The sequence below is a fragment of the Pedobacter sp. WC2501 genome, from assembly GCF_052682415.1.
The window spans coordinates 4,637,382-4,655,108 of record NZ_JBQZFI010000001.1; the positions used below are offsets into that span (position 1 = coordinate 4,637,382).

Sequence of the window (17,727 nt, forward strand, 5' to 3'; positions counted from 1 at the left end):
AGATGCACTCGCTATTAAAACATAGCAGCACCAGTCCAATTTAATTAAACCTGATCGGAACGAACACGAGTGCAACGAGTAATTGGAGAGCAGGGCCAACCCCAACCTATAAAAACAGGAACCTGCTTTCCAAAATATCAGTTAAATATTATTCTTATTTAGTCTTTTAAACAATTTATTGGAAAGTCTTAGCGAGACGCTAAGACCAGTAGCAGGCTAAGCGAGACGTTAAGACCAGATCGTAATCAGGCTAAACGTTTCCTTACAGTAAAAATATTTTCAATACCGTTTAATTCTCGATTTAAAATTACATTTTTGCAAAAATTATTTAAAAGTAAATGCAGAGTTACTCAGAATTTCTCGATCTAAGCGTTGGTTTTCCACAGGAAGGCTTTGATGTTATAGATGATGAGTTATATTTTCAGGATTTAAACCTGATGGAAATGATCGAAACTTACGGTACTCCCCTACGTTTCACGTATTTACCGATGGTAAGTAAGAAGATTCAGCAGGCGAAGATTCTTTTCCAGACCGCTATTTTAAAGAACAATTATCGTGGCGATTACAAATATTGCTACTGTACAAAAAGCTCACATTTTAAGCATATTGTAGAAGAAGCGTTAAAAAATAACATCCACCTGGAAACTTCTTCGGCTTTTGATATGCCAATGGTTGATGCTTTAGAGAAAAAAGGTGTATTAACGAAAGATACCACTATCATCTGCAATGGCTTTAAAACCTACCAGTACAAACAATATATCATTGATATGTTGCACGATGGTTATACCAATATTATCCCGGTTTTAGACAACAAAGAGGAGTTTAATCTTTTTGATGATGAGGTTGATATTGATACTCCTTGTAATTTAGGGATCCGTATTGCCGCTGAAGAGCAGCCCGACTCGCAGTTTTATACTTCGCGTTTGGGTGTACGTATGGAAGATATTATCGATTTTTACAACAATAAAATCGTGCATAACCCTAATTTCAGGGTTAAGTTGTTACACTTTTTCATCAACTCGGGTATTACCGATTCGCCATATTACTGGAACGAGTTAGAGAAATATGTAACCCTTTATTGCAAATTCAAAAAAATCAATCCTGATTTAGATACGCTGGATATTGGTGGTGGTATGCCATTTAAAGATTCGCTGGTGTTCGATTTCGATTACGAATACATGGTAAACGAAATTGTGAAAAGGATTAAAGAAATCTGTGCCATCCACGAGGTAATGGAACCAGATATTATTACAGAATTTGGAAAATATACGGTTGCGGAGGCTTCTGGTATCCTTTATAAAGTACTGGGTCGTAAACAACAGAACGACCGTGAGCGTTGGTTAATGTTAGATGGATCTTTCATCACCAATTTACCTGATGTCTGGGCTTTGAACCAAAAATATATTTTATTACCAATCAACAATTGGGATGCAGAGTACGAACGGGTTAACTTAGGTGGTATTACCTGTGATGGACAGGATTATTACAACCAAGAAGCACACATGAACAGTGTATTTATGCCTAAAACGCGTAAAGTACAGTATTTAGGTTTCTTCCACACTGGTGCTTACCAGGAAGTGTTGAGTGGTTATGGTGGTATTCACCACTGTTTGTTACCAAGCCCGAAACATGTTTTAATCCGCAGAAACCGCGATGAAAGTTTCAATTTTGAGGTTTTTGGAGAGGAGCAAAATAGTAAACAGGTGTTGAAAATTCTGGGTTACTAAGTCAGTTTCCAGTTGGCAATTTTCAGTTCTCCATTTGGAAATATGGAAACCATAAACTTTCCACAATAGCTAAAGCAAAGCACAAGTTTCTTATTTTTACAATATATAAATACCTTAGTTGAATAAGCTAAGGTATTTTTTTGCCTTAAACCTTTTACCTTACACCTAAAACCTAAAAAAATGCAATTCGGTAAAGTAGACGATCCTTCGATTATAGATTATACCCTTCCTGCTGATGCTCCTGAAACAGCAGCAATTTTAGCCGCAAATAAGCCTAAACAATCTTTCCAAGCTTACGTGGGTTGCGCTAAATGGAATAAAGCCGATTTGAAAGGTTTTTATCCAAAAGGGACAAAGGATGAATTGACTTATTATTCTACCCAGTTTAATTCAATTGAATTGAATGCCACTTTTTACGGCATGCCTACCCGCGAGCAGGTAATTACGTGGACACAAAAGACACCTGCAGATTTTAAATTCTTTCCTAAACTAACCAATACGATCAGTCACTTTAAAAGGTTGATCAACGTTAAGGAACCCGTAGAGCAGTATTGTGATGCCATCAGTAATTTTGAAGATAAACTAGGAATGGCTTTTCTCCAATTGCACGATAACTTTAAACCCAAGGATTTCGAACGGTTAAAAATCATGATCAACGAATTTCCAAAGGTAATTCCACTGGGTGTTGAAGTGAGAAATACGGAATGGTTTACCAACCCCGCCATTGCGAATGAATTTGCCAAACTTTTCGAAGATAATGGTATAACCAACATCATTGTCGATACTTCGGGCAGAAGAGACATGTTACACATGCGTTTAACTACGCCAACTGCTTTTGTACGTTTTGTAGGCGCCAATGATGATAAAATCGATAAAAAACGTTTAGATGACTGGATTGAAAGAATTGTGGACTGGAAAGCGCAAGGCTTACAGCATCTGTATTTCTTTGTACACCAAAATGTGGAACTTTCGTCTCCGCTATTTTCAGCCTATTTTACCGAGAAACTTAATAAAGCGGTAGGCACTGATTTAAAGATTCCGATAATGGCGAGTCAGGCTTCGCCAAGCTTGTTTTAATCTATCAAAAACCTCGCAGGTTTTAAAAACCTGCGAGGTTTAAAATAATGTTAGTCGAGATTTACAATCTCGACTGAAAGAGTTGTGGATTTATAATCCACCTTAGTGTTCTCAAGTCGGGATTACAAATCCCGACCAACGTATAACAAGTGTCATTACAACTGATGCTCCTTTTTTCTTTAAGCTTTGGGGTATTCCATTTGTTTTAATGGGACTATACATTACTGTAGGAAGATTTTTCATTGATGCAAAAAAGAGAGCAAATACCGTTTACGGAATTACTTCAGACAGAATTATTATTAAGAGCGGAATATTTAGCAGAGAAATCAAGTCATTAAACATCAGAACCCTAAGTGACATCACAATTAATCAAAAATCTGACGATAGCGGAACCATTACATTAGGATCAACTGACTTTAGAAATTCCATGATGCAGGGGATAGAATGGCCGGGTGTAAAGCAGCCACCGTGCCTTGAGTTTATTGAAGATGTAAAAAATGTTTACAACCAAATAATCAACCTCCAACGACAGAAATAATTGCTAAGTCGATAGATTAGGATCCAGAAATCAGCCTTAATACAAAGCTGTTCAATTTAATCAATGATTGTAACGAATCATCTGAAAACAAGAAGGCCAACAAAATAATAGTTTATGATGGCTATAACTATGAACAGAAAATTGTAAATTGTTAACTGAAAACTATCTATGTATGCTAAAGGCTTTAGATCTCAATCAAGTAATGGTTATCGACATCGAAACTGTTCCACAATATCCATCTTTTCAGGATGTACCACCTCATTTCCAGGAACTTTGGGAGCAGAAAACACATTATCAAAGGAGTTCCGATCAAAGTCCTGAAGAATTTTACGAAAAAGCAGGCATTATGGCTGAATTCGGTAAGATTATCTGCATCAGCCTGGGTATTTTCAGTATTCAGGGCAAATCTGCTTCATTGCGCATCAAATCTATTTTTGGCCACGATGAAAAAGAAATGCTGCACCAGTTTTCTGCCTTATTGAGTAAACAAACGCCGACTTTGATGTTCTGTGCGCACAATGGAAAAGAATTCGATTTTCCTTATTTATGCCGACGGTTATTGGTTAACGGCATAGAAATTCCGGTTCAATTACAGCTTTCGGGTAAAAAACCCTGGGAGATTAACCACATCGATACGATGGAACTTTGGAAATTCGGCGATTACAAACATTTTACTTCCTTAAACCTTTTGGCCGCTATTTTAGATATTCCAACACCTAAGGATGATATCAACGGTGCGCAGGTAAGACAAGTTTATTATGAAGAAAAAAATCTCGATAGAATTGTAACCTATTGCCAGAAAGATGTAATTACTACCGCACAGGTGTTGTTAAAATTTAAAGGGATGGATATAATTCCGGCAGAAAACATTACCATTGTAACCTAAATGATGATCGAAGTAAAACTGGAAGTCCCAAAATATAATGATGAGGTAGGATTGCAATCTAGCTGGGTAAATGGGTTCATTCTTAAAACAGATATTATTGAAAATCAAATCCAAATTCAGGCGAATAAAGCAGGACTCATTTCACTTGCAAAACAGCTACTTTCCTTAGCACAAGATGAAACCCCAATTGGTTGTCACTATCATTTAGACGATTACGATAGTTTGGAGGCAGATTCAATTGAGCTTATTATTTCAAAAATTTGATGCTAAACGTAGAAAACCTAAATATCGATTTTTATAACCAGGAAGAAAAAACCTGGTTTAAAGCTGTAAAACAGGTCAGTTTTAATGTAAAAAAAGGAACTGTTTTAGGTATTGTTGGCGAATCTGGTTCTGGAAAATCAGTTACCTCTTTCTCCATTATGCGCTTGCATGATGAACGTGTGGCAAAAATAACCGGAGAAATAGATTTTGAAGAGATTAGCCTGCTCAATCTCAGCTCGAACGAAATCCGCCAGATCAGGGGAAACCAGATTTCTATGATTTTTCAGGAACCCATGACATCGCTTAACCCCGTTTTTACCTGCGGATACCAGGTAGCGGAAGCCATCATGTTGCATCGGAAAGTAGATAAAGCAGAAGCGAGAAAACATACCATTGCACTGTTTAACGAAGTGCAGTTACCCCGGCCAGAAAAAATATTTGATAGTTACCCACATCAAATATCGGGCGGACAAAAGCAGAGGGTAATGATTGCCATGGCTTTAAGTTGCGATCCGAAATTATTAATAGCCGATGAACCTACCACGGCACTAGATGTAACCGTTCAGAAAACGATTTTACAGCTCCTGTTAAAACTGAAACAGGAACGGAACATGGCGATGATCTTCATTTCGCATGACCTGGGTGTAGTAAATGAAATTGCCGACGAAGTTGCTGTAATGTACAAAGGTGAAATTGTAGAGCAAGGCCCAGCGAAATCTATTTTCGAAAATCCGCAACATCCATATACCAAAGGTTTGCTTGCCTGTCGCCCCTCACCTCGCCTACAATTAAAAAAATTGCTTGTGGTAGCCGATTTCCTTACCGGAAAAATTGATGATGCTTCGGCGCATTTACAGGCTTCAAACCAACTAACAACAACTGAAATAGCCGCACGGAGGGAGAAACTTTACGCCCAGAAACCTTTACTTCAGATTAAAGACCTGTGTACCTGGTATCCTATCCACAACGGCCTTTTCGGCAAAACGACTGATTATGTTAAAGCCGTTGACCAGTTGAATTTTGAGGTTTTTCCTGGCGAAACCTTAGGTCTGGTTGGTGAATCAGGTTGTGGTAAAACTACACTGGGCCGCACCATTTTAAGATTAATCCAGCCAACATCCGGCGAAATCATATTTAATGGCGAAGACATTACACACATTTCAAGAAATGACCTGCGTAAATTAAGGAAAGACATTCAAATCATTTTCCAGGATCCTTATGCTTCATTAAATCCAAAGTTGAGTATCGGTCAATCGATTTTAGAGCCATTACAGGTGCATAAATTATACCGTAACGATAACGAGCGTAAACAAAAAGTCCTGGAGTTGCTTGATAAAGTTGGCTTAAAAGAAGAACATTTTAACCGATATCCACATGAATTTAGCGGCGGACAAAGGCAGCGTGTGGTTATTGCCAGGGCTTTGGCTTTGCAACCTAAATTTATCATTTGCGACGAATCGGTATCTGCCTTAGATGTTTCCGTTCAGGCGCAGGTTTTAAACCTCATCAAAGATCTTCAACGCGAATTTGGACTCACTTATATCTTCATTTCTCATGATCTGGCGGTTGTAAAGCATATTTCAGACCGAATTTTAGTGATGAATAAAGGAAAAATTGAAGAAGAAGGTTTTCCAGAGCAGATATTTTATGCGCCAAAAGCAGCTTATACCCAAAAACTAATTGAGGCTATACCAGGACACCAATAATAGAAAATGCTTAAATATCTTTCAATTGCTTTTACCATAATTTTTCTTTCTTTAAACGTTTCTGCGCAAAAAGTGGAAATCATTCAGTCGACTACTATTTTTGAAAAGGCTCCATTCGAGGCTTGTCACGCCTCTACCCTGGTTGATTTAGGCAAAGGAAAAATAATGGCAGCCTGGTTTGGCGGTAAACATGAAGGTAGTAAAGACGTCGCAATCTGGTCGTCAATAAAAACCGGAACACAATGGAGTCAGCCAATCGAAATAGCAAATGGGATAGTCAGCGATACGAGCCGGTTTGCCTGCTGGAATCCTGTTCTTTTTAAAACAAAAAACGGCACTTTATTTTTACACTATAAAGTCGGTGAAAATCCCAGAACTTGGTGGGCAGAATATAAAACATCTCTTAACGACGGTAAAACATGGTCTAAAGCACAGAAATTGCCAAAAGATTTTCTAGGGCCAATCAAAAACAAACCTATCCAATTACCAAATGGAACAATTCTTTATCCTTCAAGTACGGAAAGTTTAGATGAAAAAACATGGGCAATCCATATTGAAAAATCAGATGCTGATGGTAAAAACTGGAAAAAGATCAATATTTACTGTGATACTTTTAGTGTAATCCAGCCCTCTATTCTCATCTATCCTAATGGGAGACTCCAGTTATTATGCAGAAGCAGACAGAATGTGATTGTAGAAAGCTGGTCGGAAGATAATGGCGAAACCTGGTCAAAACTTAAGGCTACTCAATTGCCTAATCCAAATTCGGGTAGCGATGCCGTAACGCTAAAAGATGGCCGGCAATTACTGGTTTACAATCCGTTAACAGCAGGCAAAAACTGGTGGGAAGGCAGATCGGTATTAAAACTGGCCATATCAACCAATGGTAAAAACTGGCAGGATATTTATACCCTAGAAAACCACGATAAAGGTGAGTATAGTTACCCGGCCCTTATTCATGATAAAAAAGGGTGCATACATTTAAGCTATACTGCCGAAAGAAAGAAAATTACTTATGTGGAAATCAGGTTAGTCCATAGTCCATAGTTCATAGTTCATAGTTCATAGTTCATAGTTCATAGTTCATAAGATGGAATGAATGCTAGAAATAAGGTTTAATCTGGGATATTATTTATTTGGTTCATGGTTAATCGTTGATAGTCAATAGCAATTTTCCCTAACCAGTCTTGGCTATTAACTATGAGCTATTAGACCATCAGCCAGGTAGCCTGTTTGCTGTAGTAATGAACCAATGGCAAATGAACTATTGAACGATAAACCATCATCCATTTTACATATTATCCCCTATATTTTCCATCCTGAGCATCTTTTCTGTATCTTCGGTAAATTCAGTTTAGCATATGGCAAAGAAAAAATCGGCAAGTATAAAATTAGTTCTGAATCAATTGGTTAGTGATGTCTTTGAAAAAAACAATAATCAGCTGCTTAATTACAAGCAGGTTTCGGCCAAATTAAATTTGAACGATCAGGAATCAAGAGAAACCATTCTCGAGATCTTAAAAGAAGGGAAAAGTGCAGGGATTTTCTTAGAACCAGAAAAAGGTAAATTTAAACTTAAAGAACTGCAGAACTTCATTATCGGTACGGTTGATATGACGGCCGATGGATCAGCATATATAATTCCGGAAGATGAATTTGAGAAAGATGTTTTTGTAGCTCCACGAAAACTCAAAAATGCATTGCATGGTGATACCGTAAAGGCTTATGTTTTTGCAAAGAAAAGCGGTCGTAAAAACGATGGTGAAGTTGTCGAAATCCTTAAAAGAGCAAAATCAGATTTTACAGGTGTTATCAAGATATCAGATCGTTTTGCATTTGTAATTGCGGATGATAAAAAAATGATGCACGATATTTTTGTGCCCCTGGCGGATACCCACGAAGCCAAAAACGGTCAGCGTGTATTGGTAACCTTATCAGATTGGCCTGAAAGTGCAAAAAATCCAATCGGAATTGTTAAACACGTACTGGGTAACCAGGGCGAGAACAATACCGAAATGAATGCTATTTTAGCCCAGTATGGTTTTCCATTAGAATTTCCACCACAGGTAGAGCGCGAAGCCAATGCCATTCCTGAAGAAATTCCTGCAGCAGAAATTGCAAAAAGAAAAGATTTTAGAAAAGTATTAACTTTTACCATAGATCCGGCAGATGCGAAAGATTTCGATGATGCCATCTCTTATCAAAAACTTCCTAACGGAAATCACGAAATTGGGGTACATATTGCTGATGTTTCACATTATGTAATCCAGGGAACTGATTTAGATAAAGAAGCATATAGTCGCGCCACTTCCGTTTATCTTGTCGATCGCGTAATCCCCATGCTACCTGAGCGCTTAAGCAACGGCGTATGTTCACTTCGCCCCCATGAAGATAAATTGTGTTTTGCTGCCGTTTTCGAACTCGATGAGCAAGCGAACATCCAGTCTGAATGGTATGGCAGAACAGTAATCCACTCAGACAGAAGATTTAGCTACGAAGAGGCTCAGGAAGTAATTGAGAATAAGGAAGGTGATTACGCTCAGGAAATATTAAAACTTAACGAATTAGCCTATATCCTTCGCGACCGTAAATTCAAAAACGGCGCCATCAGTTTCGAAAGTACCGAAGTTAAATTCAAACTGGATGAAGCGGGCAAACCCATTGGTGTTTACGTAAAAGAGCGTAAAGATGCCCATAAACTGATTGAAGACTACATGCTTTTAGCCAACCGTAAAGTTGCCGAATTTATCGCCAAGAAAACTAAAGGAAAAGACAAACTGACCTTTGTTTATCGTGTGCACGATTCACCAAACATGGAAACTTTAAATACTTTTGCAACTTTTGCTTCGCGCTTTGGTTATAAAATCAATACCAAATCAGATAAAGAGATTGCCAAATCGCTAAACAATTTAATGGCCGATGTGGAGGGCAAAAAAGAACAGAACATTTTAACTTCGCTGGCCATCCGGTCAATGGCAAAAGCAATCTATTCAACTAAAAAAACCAGTCATTATGGTCTGGCTTTCGAATATTACACCCACTTTACTTCCCCTATCCGGCGTTATCCCGATGTAATGGCACATAGGCTTTTACAAACTTACTTAGACGGCGGTAAATCAGCCGACATGGAGTTTTATGAAGTGGCTTGCGTACATTCTTCGGCTATGGAGAAGAGGGCCGCAGATGCCGAACGAGCCTCTATTAAATATAAACAAGCCGAATACTTAGAAAATAATATCGGTACGGAGTACAAAGGTATTATTTCTGGCGTTACCGAGTGGGGAATGTATGTAGAAATTGAAGAGAATAAATGTGAAGGCATGATTCGTTTAAGAGACATATCAGATGATTTTTACGTACTTGATGAGAAAAACTACTGTATTGTAGGCCAACGCAAAAAGAAAAAATACCAGCTTGGAGATGAAGTGATGATCAGGGTAAAAAAAGTAGATCTTTCCAAACGTCAAATCGATTTTACCTTAATTCCTGATTAAAAATTAAGACATTTGTGCCCGAAAACACAATGTTCAAAGCAAAGCATGCATACTACAGAACAATTACAGCAAATTTTATATACTGCAATACAAAATTTAAAGCTTCCGGATCACCCTAAACAGCTTTACGATCCGATTACTTATATTATTAACCTTGGCGGAAAGCGTGTAAGACCGTTGTTGGTTTTAATGGCCACCGAACTATTCGGCGAGGATGCAAACCAATCAGTTCATGCAGCAATGGCCATTGAGATTTTCCATAATTTTACGCTCGTTCACGATGACATTATGGATAATGCGCCATTGCGCAGAGGGCAGGCCACTGTACACGAAAAATGGAGTACTAACGTAGCCATATTAAGTGGCGATGTAATGATGGTAGAGGCCAATAAAAACCTGGCTAAAGTAAATCCAATCTTTCTTAAAGATGCGTTGGATACTTTTAATGCTACTGCTCAGGGTGTTTGTGAAGGTCAGCAGTTAGATATGGAATTTGAAGGTCGTGATGACGTGAGCATTGAAGAATACATCAACATGATCAGGTTAAAAACTGCGGTGCTTTTGGGCGGTGCGCTAAAGCTTGGAGCAATTATCGCCGGTGCTTCAGAAAAAGATGCAGACTTAATTTATCAGTTTGGCGAAAATATCGGCATTGCTTTTCAGCTACAGGATGATATTTTAGACGTTTACGCTGATCCGGAAAAATTTGGCAAACAGGTTGGTGGTGATATTATAGCCAATAAAAAAACATTTCTGCTATTAAAGGCATTCGAGCTTGCCGATGGAGAAACCAGAGCATCATTAGATACCTGGACAGCATCCAAAGAATTTAACACCCAGGAAAAGATAGATACAGTGCGCCAGGTTTACGATACTTTGGATATTCAGGATATTGCTAAAGAAAGCATGAACAATTACCTGAACAAAGCGCTGGCCGTATTTGCGCAGATTAGCGTAAGTGAAGAAAGAAAATCAAACCTCTTAACGCTTACTGATCAGTTAATGGCAAGAGAGCATTAATTGAGACGAGTTGTCAACTTTTGTAACCAGCAAGGCCAGAAAGTTGACAACTCGACATCTCTTAAGCCAGTCTGAGTCTGGCTAAGACCCTCGTTTATTTTCTGGATAAAAAATCTGCCCTTCGACTCCGCTATCAATGACGTTATCTCACAAATCACTATTAATCAACACTTTAATCACTTTAGTATTTCCGCCCAGCTAGGCCATAGCACGATATCTCCGTTCTACTTAAATCCGGCCTAACAAATTTTTCGGGCTGCACTGCATAAGCCAAACTACTTGCTTCGAAAGAAAAATTTTCAGCCGGCAGTTTTTGTTTCTTTTTGATGCCAAAAAGAAAGAGCCCTTCGGCGGCGGCGAGCCGAGGCAAGACCGCGCCCCGAGATAAGAGAAGACAATTATACGTCACCCATATTGATTTTAAACAATTAATTATCCCCCAGGATAACATGTTTTTCTAAGCTTTCACCAATTTATATTTAATCCAAAAATCAGCAGATTTAGCAGCTAATTCGCCACCTTGCATTGGTCTCTGACCACCACCCATTTTTCCTCCGCCTCCCATGCCGCCACGGCCACTTTTGCCCATGCCGCCGCCGCCCATTCCTCCTCTGCCTCCAGATCTTCCACCACTTCTGTTTCCTCCTTCAGGAGTACCTTCTCTTTTAAAACTGGATTTACCAGGTTCATTTATTTTAATATTGTAAACAAGCGGTTTTTTAAGATCCAGGCCAACCTGTAGTTGTGCTAATGGAATGCTCAGTTCGTAAATCAAATCTCTATTTGGATGAATGCTCATCCCCGTTTCAATGCCATCTTGATTTATCGCCGGCAACTCACCATCAGGAATATTTTTAAATCCTGCAACCTTAATACTTTTATTCATCATCGCCTGATCATGCATCTCTTTATCAGGGGATAAAGCATTATGCTCATGATGTTCTTCCCCTTCTTTCGGCATTGGTGGTCTTTCCATCAGCGGAAAAGTTAATTTCATCCCGTCCTTCTTTTTCCCTGCTGTATTAATATTTAAAGTAATGCCACCTCTTAACACACTAAAAGTAGTCTGAGGATCTAATGATTCTATAATAATATATAAATTTTTGTCATCGTTGGCCAAAGCGAAGGCTAGTTTGGTAGCATCGTTGTATTCATTTAACGGTTCGTTCCATTCATTCGATACACCATCGGCCTTAAATGGTTTTACCATACGGATATTTTCTTCTACCTCCTGTGCATACAATAACCGGCCAGAAATAAGCGATAGAATTAATAAGGATATTTTTTTCAGATTCATTTGGATTAATTTTTAAATCAATACCCAAATCTAATCGTCGCAAATGTTAATTTTTGTTATTTAACAGGGTTTAACACATTAGTCCGGAGTCGACGGTCTGGAGTCCGAAGTCTATTAACCGATTTCCCCACGATATGCCACCCTTAGAGGTAATTTATTGTATAAAAATCAATATAAATGACAGTAGAGTTTAATGGAAATAAATCTCCCCGGGGAATCGTCATCAGCAATGACGATCATTCTATTGGAGTCTGTCAATGGTAACATATTCGAAGGGCTGGTAATAGTTTGGCGTTAGAATCAATTAACTGCTTTAAATAATTAAGCAACTTTCATATTCTGACCATTAAGAAGTTAAGAAAAATTAAGATTTAAGCGATCGCTGTAAACATTATGGCTATCAACCATGAACTAATGAACTCTACCAACAAAAAAAGTCCCGATTTGCATCGGGACTTTTCATTATAAGTTCGTTACCAATTATTCTGCAGGTGCAGCTTCTTCAGTAGTTTCGTCTTTTTTAGCAGCTTTTTTAGCTGGTGCTTTTTTAACTGGAGCAGCTTCTTCAGCTACAACTTCTTTCTCTGCAACTGCTTTTTTAGCAACTGGTACTTTCGCTAATGCTGCTTCGATTTCAGCTTCAGTGATAGGAAGGATAGAAACATAAGATTTGTTATCTTGTTTCTTTCTGAAAATTACAGTACCATCAACTAAAGCAAATAAAGTGTGGTCTCTACCAATACCAACACCTTTATCAGGGTGGTGTTTTGTTCCACGTTGACGTACTAAAATGTTTCCAGCGATAGCTAATTGCCCACCGAAAATTTTAATACCTAAACGCTTACTATGCGATTCACGTCCGTTTTTCGAACTACCGGCTCCTTTTTTGTGTGCCATGATTTTATATTTTGTAACTCGCTAAAAAGCGAATTATTGGGTTAACAATTAATTATAGAGTGATGTCAGAAATCTGAATCTTAGTGAAAAACTGGCGGTGACCATTTTTCTTTTTGTAACCTTTTCTACGTTTTTTGTGGAAAATAATTACTTTATCACCTTTTAAATGAGATACGATCTTAGCTGAAACTTTAGCACCTTTAACTGCAGGAGCACCTACAGTAATTGCACCACCGTTGTCAACCAACAATACATTATCAAATTCAATACTAGCGCCCTCATCTCCTTGTAATCTGTGTACAAAAAGGTGCTGGTCTTTAGCAACTTTAAATTGCTGCCCTGCTATATTTACTATTGCGTACATTGTTTAAATATTAGTTTTTTAATTTTTATTTAACGAGGTGCAAATATAGAACAAATTCAATTAACACACAAACACATATCGAAAATATTTTTAACTAAAATCATATAGAATCAGGATTCGGAAGATTTAAGGAGTTCAGGATCGATTTGACGACTATGTTAATTGCATTTTTCGAAAATCATATTTCAATAATTCCCTGGCTAAGCCCACCCTACTGCTTATTGTAGCGAGCAATTATATTGGAGCGCAGCGCCAGTGCAAAACACTAAGTTTCTTCCCGTTTTACGCTTCACTTCTTCATACCTCGTTGCAGAGTAACATTCAATGTTATTAAATTAAGAGTTTTTAACCACAGATGAGCACAGATAAACACGGATTTTCATATCTGTGTGCATCCTTTTTATCTGTGGTTAAATTATTTTCACCTGTGCCAATAATGACATTGGATATAAGCCAATATTTCCTGGTAATACTCAGTCAGAATTAACTGTCATTCTGAACGCAGTGAAGAATCTTTACTCAATAGACGGAGAACCTAAGTTCAGCCTAGAGATTCTTCATTACATTCATTATGACAAATTATTCCTTCCGCTTAAGGTAATACCAATAATTCTCCGTGTTAATCTGTGTCTCCGCAGCTAAAGATCCTACTTATTTCCCTTCGTTAAAAAATGTTAAAACACTTTTTTATCTACGAATAATTCGTAGATTTACGAAAATTAAATAACCAACTTAACCCAAACCCATGAAACCAATCTTAATTATCTGTTTAGCAACAGTACTAAGCTTTTCAGTAAAAGCCCAAAACCCTGATAAAGCCCTGGCAAGAGTAAGATACACTTTTATCCACATAAGTGATACTACCCAAAGGGATAAACCACACACTGAAAATATGCTGCTTGTAACCGGAAAAAATGCTTCTGTATACACCAGTTATGATAAGCTGAACCAAGCGTTAAATACCCAGAAGCAGATTCAGGAACAAATGAAAAATCAAGCAGGCAACTCCAATATCAAAATTGAGGTGAAAAGCGAAATGAAAGTTCCATTAACACAGGAAGATTATTTCTTTTTTGCAAATGAGCATAAAATGATTACCAAAGAGCGCTTATTTAATAATTACCTGATTGAAGAAACTGCTCCACAAATTGACTGGAAAATTTTAAAGGACACCATGAGCTTTTCGGGAATAGCCTGCCAGAAAGCAACCACCAACTTTAAAGGTAGAAACTGGATTGCCTGGTTTGCAACCGAAATTCCGTTTCAAAGTGGTCCGTGGAAATTAAACGGGTTACCAGGCTTGATTATAGAGGCTCATGATGAGAAAAAAGAAGTAAAATTTACCTTCGCTGGTCTCGAAAACGTAAAAGACGATACCAACCAAACAAACTCAGGTGAGGATGGCAAAATTGTAACGCCCAATGGCACAGGTGTAGTAAAAATGGTGGGCATAGATGTAAATACTGCTTACCTGGGACCAGAGATTAAATTACCTGCGGATGCCATTAAAACGACCAGAAAAGAACTAGACAAACTTAAAGCCGCAAGAGATAAAGACCCTCAAGGTTTTATGCAGGCCCAAATGGCAGCAAGTGGCATGCAAGGTTCTTTTAAGGCTAATCCTGCTCCACGCCCGACTGGAGGCACAGCTATTAGTAAACCGGAGATCAACAACCCAATCGAAATTCCAGGGAAGAAATGAGAAGCTATGTAATAATGCTGACGTTTTTGCTCACAGCTTTTTCGGCTCTGGCACAAAAGCCAATCAAAGGTTTGGTTAAGGATAGCTATGGAAAAGCGATTGAACTGGTTAATGTGAGCCTAAAGGATACTGAAGGGAATATCATAAACTTTACGCGAACCAACCGGAATGGAGAATTTAATATCCCTTTAAAAAACGACCAGATTACGGGCTACAAAATTGAAGCCTCGAGCATTGGTTATAAAAAACTGAGCATGGTTATAACAGACGTAACCAGAAGTTACGAACTCATTATGCAAAACAGTGAAACAGCACTTGAAACCGTGACGGTGAAAAACCGTCCATCCTTAACAGCAAATGGTGATACCTTAAATTACAGGCCATCTGATTTTGCCGGCAAACAAGACCGAAGCATTGGCGATGTGCTCAAGAAAATGCCAGGAATCGAAGTTGCTGAAGATGGTAAAATCAGCTACAACGGTAAATCGATTTCGAACCTCTATGTAGATGGCGATAATTTATTAGACGATAAATACAATATCGGCACTAAAAGTATCCCTCATGGCGCAGTTGATAAGGTACAGGTGATCCAAAACGATCAACCCATTAAAATGATGCGTAAAAATAACATGAGCGATGATGTTGCCTTAAACCTGGTGATTAAAGATGAAGCTAAGCTTAAAGTAATGGGCGATGCTACGGTTGGCACCGGCATCCCCAACCGCTTTGATGAAAACCTTACGGCTATGCTTTTTAATAAAAAGCTTAAATTTATTAACAACGTTAAAGGAAACAACATCGGCAGCGATCCGGGTGGCGACCTTATTGCACACAATTTCTCTGATTATCTAAAGAAACTGGATAATGATAAACCTGGCGGACTGCTCTCAACAGGTGCTGCCGGAGTGCCATCGTTGCCGCAAAGCAGGTATCTTTTTAATAAAGCCGGATTGATTAACCTGAACAATCTGTACAAGTTCAATCCAGATCTTCAGTTAAGGGCCAATATTTCATATTTGTATGATCAGCGGCATCAGGAATACAGCAAATTTTCGGAAACTTATCTCCCCAATCAAACTATCCGCTATGCAGAAACGCAGCGCAATGCCATTAATCCTCAAAAATTAAGGGCGCAATTTAACCTGAATGGAAATGCAGAAAAATACTACCTGAACAATAATTTTGTACTCGATTATGCACCTTTTAAAACTTCTTCGGGTTTTGTAATCAATAATGTGGCTGCCAATCAGGTATTGCGGCAGGAAACACTCGATATTTCGAACGAGTTCAATTACCGTAAAAAGTTAAAGTCAGAAGATGTAATTAACCTGTACTCCTATTTAAACCGTACTACACAACCTGAAAACTTAAACATAAACCCCGGACTTAATGCTGATATTTTAAACAATGGGAACAGTTATCTTGGTTTAAGCCAGTATATCAAAATACCAACCTGGTACACCAATAATTACGCTTCTTTTGCTTTTGTAAACAATCATTTCGTTCAAACGTATAAGGCGGGTTTTAATGTGCAGCAACAAAAGCTCAATTCGGAACTTTACCGCACACAAAATAACCAGCAAACCGAACTCGTATCTGGCAATACCGTAAATGACCTTGATTGGCTAAAAACCAAGATATACGCCGATGCCACATACGAATTTACTAATGATAAATTAAAGGCTGGATTAAGCTTGCCTTTGAGTTACAACCTGATTAAATACAGTGATGATATCAATCAATTGGATAAGCACCTGAATAAATTGTTTTTAAACCCTTCTCTGAATATAAAGTATCAAACCAGCGCTGAAAATTATGTGACAGCAAATTATAGTTTCCGGAACGATTTGGGAGGAATAGATGATGTTTACCGGGGCACAGTATTAAAAAACTACCGCTCTCTTTTTGCCAATAATGCCCCCATTTCGGAATCGAAAACCCATAATATTGGTGCAGGGTTTAATTTCAGAAAAGCCATGCAGATGTTATTTGTAAATTTGACTGCCAATTACAATGATGCCGAACTGAACACCATTTCTTCATACAGTTTAAGTAATAACATCCAGCAAAGGGTGGTATTGCCATTGAGCAACCACATCCGTACCCTATTTTTTAATGCAAACGCCAGCAAATACCTTTTTGCGCTGAAAAGCACAGTAAGTGGAGGTATTAGTTTTTCGCAGAGCCAATATGATCAGTTGCAGAACAACGAACTTTTTGCATTTAATGCCCAAACTATTTCTTACAAACTGGGAATAGAAGCAAAACTCACCAACTTTATTAATTGGTCTTACCTGGCAAATTTTTCGGTTACCGATAATAAAGCTAAAGTGGCCGACGCCATCAAAACGAATTTTCAGCAGCTCAGGCAGCAGTCTACCCTGGCCATTACCACTTTTAGAAATGTATATATAAACTTATCGGCAGAACATTTATTTACACATCAATCTACACAACCCAATTTAAAATATCTTTTCGCGGATATGAATCTCAAATACAAATACCTGAAAATGAAAACAGATTTTGAATTTGGCATCACCAACCTGGCGAATATCAAAAGTTTTGATGCGGTTTACCTTTCAGCCAATTCTCTTACCACAGGAACCTATTATATTCCTGGAAGAGTGGCAATGTTGAAGGCTACTTTTAGTTTTTAAGTACATAGGTCGTCATCTCGACTGGAACGCAGTGGAATGGAGAGATCTTTTAAAGATGCTTTAAATCAAGTCCAAAGATTTCTCCACTGCGGTCGAAA

Annotated in this window: 14 protein-coding genes; 11 read left to right on the forward strand and 3 right to left on the reverse strand. The window is 38.2% G+C overall.

From position 1 onward, the window contains the following. The first annotated feature begins 338 nt into the window (after positions 1 to 338). The 9 genes from ACUN24_RS19490 (at position 339) to ACUN24_RS19530 (ending at position 10,712) form a co-directional block, all read left to right on the forward strand. Positions 339 to 1,727, forward strand: coding sequence for an arginine decarboxylase (locus ACUN24_RS19490; protein WP_025146786.1), 1,389 nt, complete (start codon positions 339 to 341; stop codon positions 1,725 to 1,727). Between the two features lie 180 nt (positions 1,728 to 1,907). Then, positions 1,908 to 2,804, forward strand: coding sequence for a DUF72 domain-containing protein (locus tag ACUN24_RS19495; RefSeq protein WP_445564019.1), 897 nt, complete (start codon positions 1,908 to 1,910; stop codon positions 2,802 to 2,804). A gap of 208 nt (positions 2,805 to 3,012) precedes the next feature. Further along, positions 3,013 to 3,342: a PH domain-containing protein gene (locus tag ACUN24_RS19500; RefSeq protein ID WP_445564020.1), complete on the forward strand. Its 330-nt coding sequence runs from the start codon at positions 3,013 to 3,015 to the stop codon at positions 3,340 to 3,342. 172 nt (positions 3,343 to 3,514) lie between these two features. Next, positions 3,515 to 4,228 (forward strand): 3'-5' exonuclease, encoded by a 714-nt coding sequence (locus ACUN24_RS19505; protein ID WP_445564021.1) that lies wholly within the window; start codon positions 3,515 to 3,517, stop codon positions 4,226 to 4,228. Next, on the forward strand, positions 4,229 to 4,492 hold the full coding sequence (locus ACUN24_RS19510) for an Imm32 family immunity protein (RefSeq protein ID WP_445564022.1): 264 nt from the start codon (positions 4,229 to 4,231) through the stop codon (positions 4,490 to 4,492). It begins immediately after the preceding gene. Continuing rightward, positions 4,492 to 6,198 carry an ABC transporter ATP-binding protein gene (locus ACUN24_RS19515; RefSeq protein ID WP_445564023.1) on the forward strand — a complete coding sequence of 569 codons (1,707 nt, stop codon included), beginning with the start codon at positions 4,492 to 4,494 and terminating at the stop codon, positions 6,196 to 6,198. The genes ACUN24_RS19510 and ACUN24_RS19515 overlap by 1 nt, the downstream gene beginning before the upstream one ends. Before the next feature lie 6 nt (positions 6,199 to 6,204). After that, positions 6,205 to 7,245 carry a sialidase family protein gene (locus ACUN24_RS19520; RefSeq protein ID WP_445564024.1) on the forward strand — a complete coding sequence of 347 codons (1,041 nt, stop codon included), beginning with the start codon at positions 6,205 to 6,207 and terminating at the stop codon, positions 7,243 to 7,245. A gap of 314 nt (positions 7,246 to 7,559) precedes the next feature. Beyond that, a complete protein-coding gene (gene rnr, locus ACUN24_RS19525) occupies positions 7,560 to 9,692 on the forward strand; it encodes a ribonuclease R (protein WP_132397006.1) in 2,133 nt (710 codons plus the stop codon). Positions 9,693 to 9,737: 45 nt separating this feature from the next. Further along, positions 9,738 to 10,712 (forward strand): polyprenyl synthetase family protein, encoded by a 975-nt coding sequence (locus ACUN24_RS19530; protein ID WP_121284980.1) that lies wholly within the window; start codon positions 9,738 to 9,740, stop codon positions 10,710 to 10,712. A gap of 457 nt (positions 10,713 to 11,169) precedes the next feature. Here ACUN24_RS19530 and ACUN24_RS19535 read toward each other — a convergent pair whose 3' ends face one another. The 3 genes from ACUN24_RS19535 to rplU form a co-directional block, all read right to left on the reverse strand. Beyond that, positions 11,170 to 12,009 carry a hypothetical protein gene (locus ACUN24_RS19535; protein ID WP_445564025.1) on the reverse strand — a complete coding sequence of 280 codons (840 nt, stop codon included), beginning with the start codon at positions 12,007 to 12,009 and terminating at the stop codon, positions 11,170 to 11,172. Positions 12,010 to 12,489: 480 nt separating this feature from the next. Beyond that, a complete protein-coding gene (gene rpmA, locus ACUN24_RS19540) occupies positions 12,490 to 12,906 on the reverse strand; it encodes a 50S ribosomal protein L27 (protein ID WP_445564026.1) in 417 nt (138 codons plus the stop codon). 52 nt (positions 12,907 to 12,958) lie between these two features. Beyond that, entirely contained in the window at positions 12,959 to 13,270 is a 312-nt protein-coding gene (gene rplU / locus ACUN24_RS19545; RefSeq protein ID WP_025146774.1) for a 50S ribosomal protein L21, read from the reverse strand. A 745-nt stretch (positions 13,271 to 14,015) separates the two neighbouring features. Here rplU and ACUN24_RS19550 point away from each other — a divergent pair. Beyond that, entirely contained in the window at positions 14,016 to 14,972 is a 957-nt protein-coding gene (locus ACUN24_RS19550; RefSeq protein WP_445564027.1) for a GLPGLI family protein, read from the forward strand. After that, positions 14,969 to 17,629 (forward strand): carboxypeptidase regulatory-like domain-containing protein, encoded by a 2,661-nt coding sequence (locus tag ACUN24_RS19555; protein WP_445564028.1) that lies wholly within the window; start codon positions 14,969 to 14,971, stop codon positions 17,627 to 17,629. The genes ACUN24_RS19550 and ACUN24_RS19555 overlap by 4 nt, the downstream gene beginning before the upstream one ends. Positions 17,630 to 17,727: the final 98 nt, after the last annotated feature.

Coding starts and splice junctions, on each gene's coding strand:
- ACUN24_RS19490 (WP_025146786.1), top strand. CDS start 339: ATGCAGAGTTACTCAGAATTTCTCGATCTAAGCGTTGGTTTTCCACAG.
- ACUN24_RS19495 (WP_445564019.1), top strand. CDS start 1,908: ATGCAATTCGGTAAAGTAGACGATCCTTCGATTATAGATTATACCCTT.
- ACUN24_RS19500 (WP_445564020.1), top strand. CDS start 3,013: ATGGGACTATACATTACTGTAGGAAGATTTTTCATTGATGCAAAAAAG.
- ACUN24_RS19505 (WP_445564021.1), top strand. CDS start 3,515: ATGCTAAAGGCTTTAGATCTCAATCAAGTAATGGTTATCGACATCGAA.
- ACUN24_RS19510 (WP_445564022.1), top strand. CDS start 4,229: ATGATGATCGAAGTAAAACTGGAAGTCCCAAAATATAATGATGAGGTA.
- ACUN24_RS19515 (WP_445564023.1), top strand. CDS start 4,492: ATGCTAAACGTAGAAAACCTAAATATCGATTTTTATAACCAGGAAGAA.
- ACUN24_RS19520 (WP_445564024.1), top strand. CDS start 6,205: ATGCTTAAATATCTTTCAATTGCTTTTACCATAATTTTTCTTTCTTTA.
- rnr (WP_132397006.1), top strand. CDS start 7,560: ATGGCAAAGAAAAAATCGGCAAGTATAAAATTAGTTCTGAATCAATTG.
- ACUN24_RS19530 (WP_121284980.1), top strand. CDS start 9,738: ATGCATACTACAGAACAATTACAGCAAATTTTATATACTGCAATACAA.
- ACUN24_RS19535 (WP_445564025.1), bottom strand. CDS start 12,009: ATGAATCTGAAAAAAATATCCTTATTAATTCTATCGCTTATTTCTGGC.
- rpmA (WP_445564026.1), bottom strand. CDS start 12,906: ATGGCACACAAAAAAGGAGCCGGTAGTTCGAAAAACGGACGTGAATCG.
- rplU (WP_025146774.1), bottom strand. CDS start 13,270: ATGTACGCAATAGTAAATATAGCAGGGCAGCAATTTAAAGTTGCTAAA.
- ACUN24_RS19550 (WP_445564027.1), top strand. CDS start 14,016: ATGAAACCAATCTTAATTATCTGTTTAGCAACAGTACTAAGCTTTTCA.
- ACUN24_RS19555 (WP_445564028.1), top strand. CDS start 14,969: ATGAGAAGCTATGTAATAATGCTGACGTTTTTGCTCACAGCTTTTTCG.